Annotated in this window: 10 protein-coding genes; 7 read left to right on the top strand and 3 right to left on the bottom strand. The window is 50.6% G+C overall.

The window, feature by feature from the left end:
• Both AC3WOS_RS28100 and AC3WOS_RS28095 read left to right on the top strand, forming a co-directional pair.
• Positions 1–915 (top strand): AAA family ATPase (locus AC3WOS_RS28100; protein ID WP_492720564.1); only part of this gene is annotated, 915 nt, incomplete at its 5' end.
• A 133-nt stretch (positions 916–1,048) separates the two neighbouring features.
• Complete coding sequence (locus tag AC3WOS_RS28095; RefSeq protein ID WP_492720563.1) at positions 1,049–1,294, top strand: AbrB/MazE/SpoVT family DNA-binding domain-containing protein; 246 nt, start codon at positions 1,049–1,051, stop codon at positions 1,292–1,294.
• A gap of 41 nt (positions 1,295–1,335) precedes the next feature.
• Here the strand turns inward: AC3WOS_RS28095 and AC3WOS_RS28090 are convergent, their stop codons facing one another.
• Complete coding sequence (locus tag AC3WOS_RS28090) at positions 1,336–2,463, bottom strand: tyrosine-type recombinase/integrase (protein WP_492720562.1); 1,128 nt, start codon at positions 2,461–2,463, stop codon at positions 1,336–1,338.
• Between the two features lie 526 nt (positions 2,464–2,989).
• Between AC3WOS_RS28090 and AC3WOS_RS28085 the strand changes: the two genes are divergently transcribed.
• From AC3WOS_RS28085 to AC3WOS_RS28065, 5 genes are all read left to right on the top strand, one after another.
• On the top strand, positions 2,990–3,139 hold the full coding sequence (locus AC3WOS_RS28085) for a hypothetical protein (protein ID WP_492720560.1): 150 nt from the start codon (positions 2,990–2,992) through the stop codon (positions 3,137–3,139).
• A 210-nt stretch (positions 3,140–3,349) separates the two neighbouring features.
• Complete coding sequence (locus AC3WOS_RS28080; protein WP_492720559.1) at positions 3,350–4,387, top strand: hypothetical protein; 1,038 nt, start codon at positions 3,350–3,352, stop codon at positions 4,385–4,387.
• A gap of 540 nt (positions 4,388–4,927) precedes the next feature.
• Positions 4,928–5,497 (top strand): recombinase family protein, encoded by a 570-nt coding sequence (locus tag AC3WOS_RS28075; protein ID WP_492720558.1) that lies wholly within the window; start codon positions 4,928–4,930, stop codon positions 5,495–5,497.
• Positions 5,498–5,518: 21 nt separating this feature from the next.
• Complete coding sequence (locus tag AC3WOS_RS28070; RefSeq protein ID WP_492720556.1) at positions 5,519–5,911, top strand: hypothetical protein; 393 nt, start codon at positions 5,519–5,521, stop codon at positions 5,909–5,911.
• Positions 5,912–6,019: 108 nt separating this feature from the next.
• Positions 6,020–7,531: an SIR2 family protein gene (locus tag AC3WOS_RS28065; protein WP_492720555.1), complete on the top strand. Its 1,512-nt coding sequence runs from the start codon at positions 6,020–6,022 to the stop codon at positions 7,529–7,531.
• Between the two features lie 185 nt (positions 7,532–7,716).
• Here AC3WOS_RS28065 and AC3WOS_RS28060 read toward each other — a convergent pair whose 3' ends face one another.
• Both AC3WOS_RS28060 and AC3WOS_RS28055 read right to left on the bottom strand, forming a co-directional pair.
• Positions 7,717–8,580: a hypothetical protein gene (locus AC3WOS_RS28060; protein ID WP_492720553.1), complete on the bottom strand. Its 864-nt coding sequence runs from the start codon at positions 8,578–8,580 to the stop codon at positions 7,717–7,719.
• Between the two features lie 422 nt (positions 8,581–9,002).
• A complete protein-coding gene (locus AC3WOS_RS28055; protein WP_492720552.1) occupies positions 9,003–9,476 on the bottom strand; it encodes a hypothetical protein in 474 nt (157 codons plus the stop codon).
• Positions 9,477–9,577: the final 101 nt, after the last annotated feature.

The following is a 9,577-nucleotide window of genomic DNA, read 5'->3' as shown; positions in this document are numbered from 1 at the left end:
GTTTTTGTCCGTTTCATAAATCCTCCCGTTGATGAAGTTTACCAAACAGGAGTGTCCGAAAAAGTCAGAGTACCTCAGATCGCGTCCGGTGCCGACTTGAGCCGCTGCCACTTTATCGAAGGTGTCGCTCAGCATGGGGAAAGCATGCCCTTCGATCCTTCACAGGACATCCCAGAGTTGCACCGTGCCGCTGAAGCCATGGGTGGGGTCAGTCTATTGTTGATTGATCCGATTGTCTCTGCAGTAGCCGGCGATATGCACAGGGCCAACGACGTCCGCCGCAGTTTGCAGGCAGTAGTGGACTTTGCGGAAGCCCATGGCTGTGCCGTAATCGGCATCACACACTTTGCAAAAGGTGGAGCCGGAAAGACGCCTCAAGACCGTGTAATCGGCTCTCAGGCCTTCGGCGCGCTGGCCCGCATGGTGCTGGTGACAGCGAAAGAAGAAGACAGTAGCCGGCGCGTGCTAGCGAGAGCTAAATCAAACATCGCGCCGGACGACGGTGGAGTTGCATATGGCCTTGAACTGGTGTCGATTGACGGCGGCATCGATGCAACGCATGCGGTATGGGAAGGAGTGATCGAAGGTACAGCTCGTGAAATTCTGGGTGAAGTTGAAATCGGAGAAGATGGGGACAAGTCCACACGCGATGAACTGGCAAAAATGCTGGTCGATCTCATAAACGACGCCGGTGGACGGATGACGGCAAAGCAGTTACAGGCCGAAGTACGCGACGCCGGCCACTCGTGGGATGCGGCCAAGCGACTTAAGAAATCGCTGGGTATCAAAGCGGCGAAGTTGAGTATGGGAGGCCAATGGCTTTGGTGCCTTCCCGAAAAAGAGACTCCAAGAGCGCACGAAGGACGCTCCCAACATGGATCGCGCTCTTCGCTCCCTTCGGAGCTCCCTTCATAAGATGCTCTGAAACGGCAGAAAAGCAATATGGGAAGTCTGTGCGCCTTCAAGCAGCAAGCGCACTCCAATTGAGATATATTTGGAGCCAATGCAGTGAATCGACACAGACCCACCCCGATACGCGAGGAATTAAATGTTTCAGACGCTGCGCCGCAAAGGCGATTCGTTGGTTATCGCGATACCTGAGAAATTTATTGAACAGAACAACCTGCGTGAGGGATCGAAGGTTCACTTGGCCATTTCCGGTACGAAATTGACAGTCAACATGCAGCAGCGGCCTCATTACGTACTTGCCGAGTTAATGGCCGAGATGCCCACCACTCTTCCTTTAGCTGACGGGTGGGATGAGATGCCCCCGACCGCCAAAGAGGCGCCATAGTTCAACCGGCACTATGAATCCCCAAGGCTGGCTCGAATCATTTAGGCTTGAGGAGAGTTATTTTGGGACGAGAACGCGGGCACGCTTAGCCCCATCCGATCTCCCAGTCTGTCTTGGGCTAACGCCGCAGTCCCAAGGTTCACTTCTAAATATCCCATAGTAGTCTTCACGTCCTTGTGTCTCATGATCTGCTGGATTGTTTGAATAGGGGTACCTTCTTCAGCAAGCAGAGTAGCGAAAGACCCCCTTAGTCGATGCGGCGTGATACCGCTAATTCCACAGGCCGTATTTGCTGTGGACATTGCCTTAGTGGCATAGCCTGATGCCATCTGCTTTCCCTTACGCCCCGCAGCAATTAGCCCTGCAGGTCGCCGCAAAGGATGGAGGTGGTCGATGATCCAACGCGGCATCGGGATGGCGGACGCTTCCTTACCCTTCGTCGCACCGGGCGTATAGGTGCGACGCTCCCAATCGATCCACTCCCACCGGGAGCCAGCCGCCTCAGATTCCCGCAGACCTAGACCGAACATTAGCCGAACTGCCGTGCTGACCGACGGCGAATTGGGTACGGCTGTATCCAGGGCTTGGAACCAGTTTTTTGCCACTTCGATTGGTAGTGTGGATCTTGGGCGCCTCTGGATTTTTATCATATCGACCTTCCAAGGGAGACGATCAATGATTTCTCGATTCACGGCCCAGTAGACGACTAATTTTAAGATGCGAAGCCAGTGGTTTACAGTAGACGGGCTGTGCTTTTCGAGATGTTTGTTGCGCGCCAGTTCGACTCGCTCGGTCGTCAGGTCGCTGATGAGCAGCTCCCCGAGATCATACAAATGGCATCGAGCGAATGACTCAACGCTATTCACGTGAGCGGTACCCATGGCAGGGCCACGCACTGTCAACCACTCAGCGACCAACGTAGATAAGGTAGGGATGATTTTTCCGCCATTAGCAATCGTGCAGGCATCCGCATAGGCTTTTTGTGCGATCAATTCAGCCCGTTCCCGGTCGCGTTCGCGGGTCGAACGCTGGATCCTAACCCCTGCAATACAGAAGCGGTAATGCCATATTTTTCTAACGAGCTGCAGATTGTATTTGCCGGTCCCACACCAAGGAGCTGGTGGAACATTGTCATGCCGCGCTGGTACGGATTGATAGCACTTCTTCATTGATAATTCCTTTCGTTCCTGATGTGGCGGAATCTTACGGGCTCTTTCTCATAAACTTGGAATTCACTTCGATGCGTCGAATGCAGTTGCTGGAAACTGATTGCTGAAATTACGGCTCAAGGAAGCGGAGGCCAGGGCGGAACTCGGGTCGTGAAGGACGCGGATGAAGTAGCAAAGTGCGGAAGGAAAAGCGGACTCTTACAGATAATTCGGATTTAGAGGGAGAATAGCGCAGTTTTCGCCACTTCTTTCCCGGCCGGAATAGTTCGGATTTGCAGTCGCGCCCGTCGCTGTTTTTCACAGCTCTGGGGCCGTTGCAACAAGCCAGGGACGGCCACCGCCGGTGGTAGTTCTTTTGCTGGTTACACCCCTAGCGGATTTGGTGGTTGCAGGGTGATTTTCGTCGTTTGAGACATTCAGAAACGATATTTAAGGGGCATAGCCCCAAGGTAAATTCATCTGGTTACAAGAACCACATTGGTTGCAGCCCTCGTCCAATTTTCGCAGGAATTCGCTGCCTGCAACCTTGAAAGACCAGAAAATCTATCCGCTCCCTGCAATGAGCGTAGCCATGTATTTTCTGCGCGAAGCCATAAAAGCTTCGCCACTTGCTCAGTCGGTATTGAACGGCGGCGGCAACGGCGGCGCCCGCTTTGGGGCCATCAGCTGGCCGTGACAATTTGTGTTTTTTTCATTAGAGCAAGATGTTATCCTGACTACCTCGATCGAGTTCGGCCATTAGGGGCCTTTCGGTGGTGTCGGCTTTGGCTATCCTTAGACAATCCGTTTGACGACGGGCTGGCTCGACGAAGCTGGCCAATCCGAATGCCGCCGCAAATGAAGTTCCGACACAGTTCGGTAACGTTGAATTCAACTTAGGTTAGACATGATTGACGACGAAAAAAGAATGAACGAATTTAATACTTGGCAACGGGAAAAAAAGCGCAGAGCGCAGATCGGACTCGCAAGCTTTCTTGCCTTCTTGTCATTCGTTTTTTTTCAGATCCGCGATGAATTGGTGGGCAAGTATCAATTGATTTCATTATTTGGATTGTTGATTCCAACCTCTATGGCAGCTGTCTCAGGGTTCATGCTTCTAATGCTATATCTTCGCGGCGACTTGGGCAGCAAATCTCCTGTTGCAACGAATGTGCACGCGTTCCCCTCTCATAGCTTCTCGGCGGAGCCTTCACTTCACGATCTTGAAGCGCGAGTAAACGCATTGGAAATAGCACCGAAAGCTGTTGCAAGCCAAGTGAATACGGACGAGGCCGTCAAGTTGCTGTTTCCGGCTGTGCAGCAGCAGCTGGGCCAAATCTTCGAGTCCCAGTATGAGCAGAAATCAGCCAAAGCCAAGGCGGCAGACCAGATAGGGCAGCAATTCAACGCGGCCGTGAAGCGCCTGGAAAATGAAATCGCGGAGCAGTCGCGGAAAGGCAATGTCAATCTAGCAATCGGCGTTATCACGACAAGTCTTGCAATCTTCTTACTAGCATATATTGTGTTAGAGCCGACCAAAGAGGTCTCTACTTGGCTCCAGCTTGCGACGCATTACATTCCGCGCATTACGCTGGCGGTATTCATCGAGGTCTTCTCGTTCTTTTTCCTTAAGCTGTACAAAACAACTTTGGATGAATCTCGTCGGTATAACGACGACTTATCGCGGTTGACCCTGCAGTGGGTGGCTGTTGAAACCGGGTGGTTTGCTGAAAAGGACGGGGAGACGCTGTCGCTAGCGAAGGATGTTCTCGGCCTGACCAAGCCATCGAAGGTCGCAGCTGCGGAGCTCACTTCGTCGGTCAGTGGTGACAAGCTGGCACAGGCGATCTTGAACGCAGTCTCCAAAGAGCTGGGTGACAAGCTCAAGAAGGACGACAAGGAGGGGAAAAGCACAAAGAAGGGCGGATCCGAGGATGAGGAATAACAACTATTAGCCATCAAGATTCTCGACAAACTGATGTTCATTGGGCCGGTATACGAGCGATGATTCGCGTCAACTATTTTGGCTGGTCGAGATAATTGTCGCTCACCAGAGCGATACAGTTCCGCGTGCGCAAAAGCCCAGTAAGCCTGCGATGTCTGCTATCTTGCCAATATATCGTCGTCGCTCAGCCTTCAAAGGGTGGCAAATTCTAAAGGCTCGAGATGTTCCTGATACCAGTCTTGCTATAGAGACATTGTGACCTCCCAATCGGCGAAAAGGTCAATTTTCGCCATACCGACCATGGCCGACATTGCCGTCGATAGCGGACATGCCAGCATTCGTTGCCTCGTGCCGACATAGAGTATTGCTCCCAAGTCACTCTAGGGACATGCCGAGCATAAAACGGCCCCGTTAGAAAACGACCGTTTATCAACAGTGTTCGATTGCTTTTTTCAGGATGTTGGAAATATAGACTTTGACATTTCTAACATAATGCTATATTCTAACACCGTTTTCTAACATATCTGGTAGGGAGGCAGCATGGCAACCTTTGCATATGGCCGAGTCAGCACAGCCGATCAAAACGCCGACAACCAACGCATTGAAATAGAAAGTGCTGGGCACCATGTCGATTATTGGTTTGCAGACACCATCAGCGGTAAAACTTGCGCGACACTGCGCCCACAATTTAAGACACTACTTGGACAAATTCGAGATGGTGAAACGCTGGTAGTCTCCAAGCTTGACCGACTGGGCCGCGATGCGCAGGACGTGGGTGCGACAGTCAAACTATTAGCCAAGCGTAAGATTGCCGTCATTGTGTTGCAGCTAGGGCAGCTAGACCTAGCATCGGCTGCCGGGAAGTTGATGCTCACCATGCTGGCTGCAGTGGCCGAAATGGAGCGAGATTTGCTGGTGGAGCGCACGCAATCGGGCCTTGCGCGGGCCAAGAGCGAAGGGAAGAGGCTGGGACGGCCATCAAAGACCACACCAGAACAGCGCGCCGAGATTATCGCCAAGTATGGCCAGGGCGAAAGCGTCAGTGCATTAGCGAGACAGTTTGCAGTATCCCGCGCTAATATTCTCGGCGTTGTGGGCAGGTCAATCTGACAATCAAATTTTAGGTGGCATATGCATACTCTAAAAAATAAATCAATGGATGATTTAATGCAGATTATAATGGCGCTAGACAAACCTGCAAAAGGCTCTTTGATGGCCGCGTTCAGTGATGACGAGTTAAAGGAAATCCGCGCACTCCCCGCAAACGATGCTTACACCGATTTACTAATCGACCTCTTAATTGAGGTAAAGAATGACCGGTTAGAGATCTGCCATGAAACGGAAAGACCAATGTCGGTGCTTGAGATTATCGAGAAATGTGGTGGCGATTCACAAAAGAGCTACCGAATTTTCCATCTGCCTAGAATAGGTGATGAGGAAGATTGGGTTGGAAGTAGAATTTTATTGCCATTTAAGCCCCCTAAAATCGGCACACTCACACCTAAACGGGCTACTGGAAATTAATGCAGTTTCACCGATGGCTTCGAAAAGGCTAGGCTCCATTGGTACAATCGAGCCGCCAATCCTATTCAGTCCCTGCCGCCAAGAATTTTGATAGAAAATACGGTTGCTATGAAGTTTTCAGAAATCGAAGAGACCCTTTCAAGCTATGGTAGCGGCGGTTACGCCCTCCTTGAGTCCTTTATCTTGCGGCTATTACAGGTGGAAGCCGAGCATCACGGGCAATCTCTGCGGCTGGAAAGTTTGCGGGGGCCAGGTTATTTCGATGCGTTTGCGCCTAGAGGTTTGGGCGATATCGAAAAACCGGTCTTTATTGAGATCGAAAACGTGTTAACGCCGGGAGCGTTAGCTGATCTTGTTCGACGACATGCGAAGTATCGAAGTAGCGCTGATGAAGTATTGTTAATTGTATCCAAGTGCCACCTAGGGCAGAAAACTGATCTCACGCAGAAAATTCTTCAGGAGCATGATGGTGAAGTCTTCGTGTGGGAAGAACGAGAAATTCAGGAGTTGATGGACAAACATCCCCAAGAGGTGGCTAACGCAATAAATCAACGCTTTTCAATACACGTCAATCAAGCGATGACCAGACCGGCCGATTGGATCCGGAGGCGAGAAGACGCGTTGTCCCAAATTACCGAAGCATACGAATCTGGGCGATTCTCCATGTGGCTTGGTGCTGGGGTGTCCAGCAGCGCAGGACTTCCCGATTGGAATACGCTGTTGAACTCTCTGTTTGTTTCCATCGTACTCGCGGATGGTCGTCTAGATTCTGCAAGTGCAGACGATAAAGCTGGAAATAGCATTGTTAAACGTCTTCGCGAACTTGATGGTCCTTCGGCGCTTACCCTTGCACGTTATATTCGCAGAGGTCTTTCCTCAAACACAGCAAGCGAACAAGAGCAAGAGAAGTTCATTTCAATGGTGACGAGTAAGCTCTACTCGTTGCGCAACAAGAATTTCAGCACTGAGTCCAATCTGATTAAGGCAATCACGTCCCTTTGCGTTCCGGCTCGTACTGGTGCAAAGGTCAAGGCGTTAGTGACTTATAATTTCGACGATCTGATTGAACGTTCACTTCGGGAGCGGGGCCTGGCGAACAGAAGCATTTTCGAAGAAATAGATATTCCGAATCCTGAAGAATTACCGGTATTTCATGTTCATGGCTTTTTGCCTGAAAACAGGAGTGGATACTTAAACTTGAACAAATCAACATTGGTGTTTTCGGAAGAGGGCTATCACCGAATTTACGGCGAGCCATATCACTGGTCCAATTTGACCCAGCTGACGTATCTTAAGGAGTCGACCTGCCTAATGATAGGTTTATCACTTACCGATCCTAACCTGAGAAGGCTCCTTGAAATCTCATCTCAATACCGACAAGGCCCACGACATTTTGCTTTCCTGCGTCGAACTAAATTTGAATCCTTCATGTTTGACGAGAAAAACGGGAAGAGGAACAAAGTAGTCCGAAGTGGTGTTTCGACGGTAAGACAGTTCTTGGAAAAGCATCACAATTTGCATGAAGAGGTGCTGCGTGAGCTCGGTGTAACGGTCATTTGGTACGAAGAGCATGATCAACTGCCCGGGTTATTGAAGAAGATTGGACAAGCGGCTATTTGAGCAATCAACGCGACTCTCAGTTGCCGCTTGCATTTTTCGAAGCGTCGCTATAGAGCCGCAATCGCGATCCCAGTAGGTGCACTAGTTCAGACTTCGTCTGACACACTAAGTACGATGACCTGCAGCTCTACCCGGCGGACTTTCGCAATTCGGGGAGGCGGGAGAAAAGGCCTCGCAATTTAAGGCTAATTTGCGTATTGGATCAAGGTAAAATCCAGTGATATCTCATGAAAGTATGGTCGCGCTAGCCAGCCGCTTCTGTCCTTGAATTTCTTATGTTCAAGATAGTAGCGTAGCTCTTTGATCATCGGATTCACTTCCCGTAGCAACCACCGTAATTGTGCCGGTTCAGCGATATCGGCCTCGCCGATAAGTTTCTCGACTTGGTCTGGGAAATCGTCAATCTGGCCATCCCAGAGTTCATTCGCTCGTCTAATAAACTCTGTGTTTCGATCGAAACGGCGTGAGTCCTCACTCGGGTCTGCAAGGGGAGTAGTTCGATTTCTAGCTTCTTCCGCAAGTACTTGATTCTGATATTGCTGAAACTTATGTATCGCGCCGAGAATGGACTGTGCCATCTCACGCGTATTTGCCTGATGCCATGGTTCAAGCTTTCGTTGGATAGTCTCGTCGGGCTCACCCAGTGCTACCAGCAACTGTTCGAAATTCTCGACAATCTTGATCATTTCTGGCTTCGGAATTTCGGCATCCCATCGGCCCATATTGCCGATTATCTGAAACGATGTATCAGCCATCAAACCGACCATGTTTCGCATATGTGCCAGAAGACTATCTGCTTCGGACAGCTTATCGTTCAAAGCAACCATCTTCGCTTCGACTCCTAACGCCTTAATTGATTCGAAGCGAGAGAGGCCGGAAAACGCAATTAGGATTAGGCCGGCGGTGAACAGTAATGCCCCAGCCTGCAGCTTGTCGGCGATTGTGGAATAGATCGCGATTCCTAAACTCGTCATTCCCATCGCGCCCAACATGAAATCGCGGAACTTTCCTGGCCAGCTGGCGAATTTGTATGGAGGAGTGCCGCGCATGATTATGTATTTCTTTCTATAACTTATCTGGTATGACAATTAGAACGCAAAGCCAGCGATGTTTGCAACATCACCGGCGGCCAGTGGCTGGATGCGCGCCATGAGAACTTTTTCTTTTGCCAGATCAAGTCTGAGCTAGCACACAGTAGGCGATATTGACTCGGCCGGCCCGAGTCTAATGGGCCAGCTCCGCCATATCACGTCCAGGCGGCGATCGCACTGTTGACATGCCACCACAGGCCTGCACGTGTGCGCTTCCCCAGGCGCCGATAAGCGCGTGTTCGCACGCTACTGCCCCGATTGGCATCGAAAATACATCGACTAGCCATCACCACGATCTCCGATAGCTCAATAGTGCTGCATAACAACGATTAGGTATCTGGAAAATTAGCCTTTGCGACGCTCTCGGCGCGGCATGCGCATTACTCGTCCTTGTCTAATGCGTGATTGAAACGAGCGTTTGCGTCGCGGTTGACACGATCGGAAGTTGAAGCATAAGTTCCATATTTCGGATTGGTTCGCGGATACGCTTTGCGCACTTGCTGTTTGACATGCTCTAGCGCGGGCGCTTGCTTAAGCGCTTTTATCGGCGCTATGCCGAGTTCATCACGTTGATTTCTCAGCATGTAATCGGGCAATGGGGGGATGCAGTCTGTTGGCTGTGCATTTTGGCCATAGCGTGCCCTGTTTTTTGCAAGCGAGACCATATCAATCCATAGTTGATCCCAATTTTGCGCATCATATAGAGCCTTTCCGTCATCCAATCCGCATTTCGGCACTCGCCTCGTAGCCAGCAACTGCCCTGGCACTGTGGGGTGAAAGTCGACGCCTGCATGTTGCTTAAATTTGGCGACAGCATATGATGCCGTAAAAAATTTCAGCTTTGATTCGGTCATGTAATTTGGATGGTAGTGTGAAAGTGAGGTGTACTGTCAATAGCGGACACTCTTGTCTCAAGCCGCCTGCGGATGTTTGCTGAAAAGTTCAGCGAACAACG

This window comes from Rugamonas sp. FW305-51 (assembly GCF_058786935.1).
Note: the sequence above shows the minus strand (reverse complement) of the source record. Positions and strands in the feature narration are given on the sequence as shown.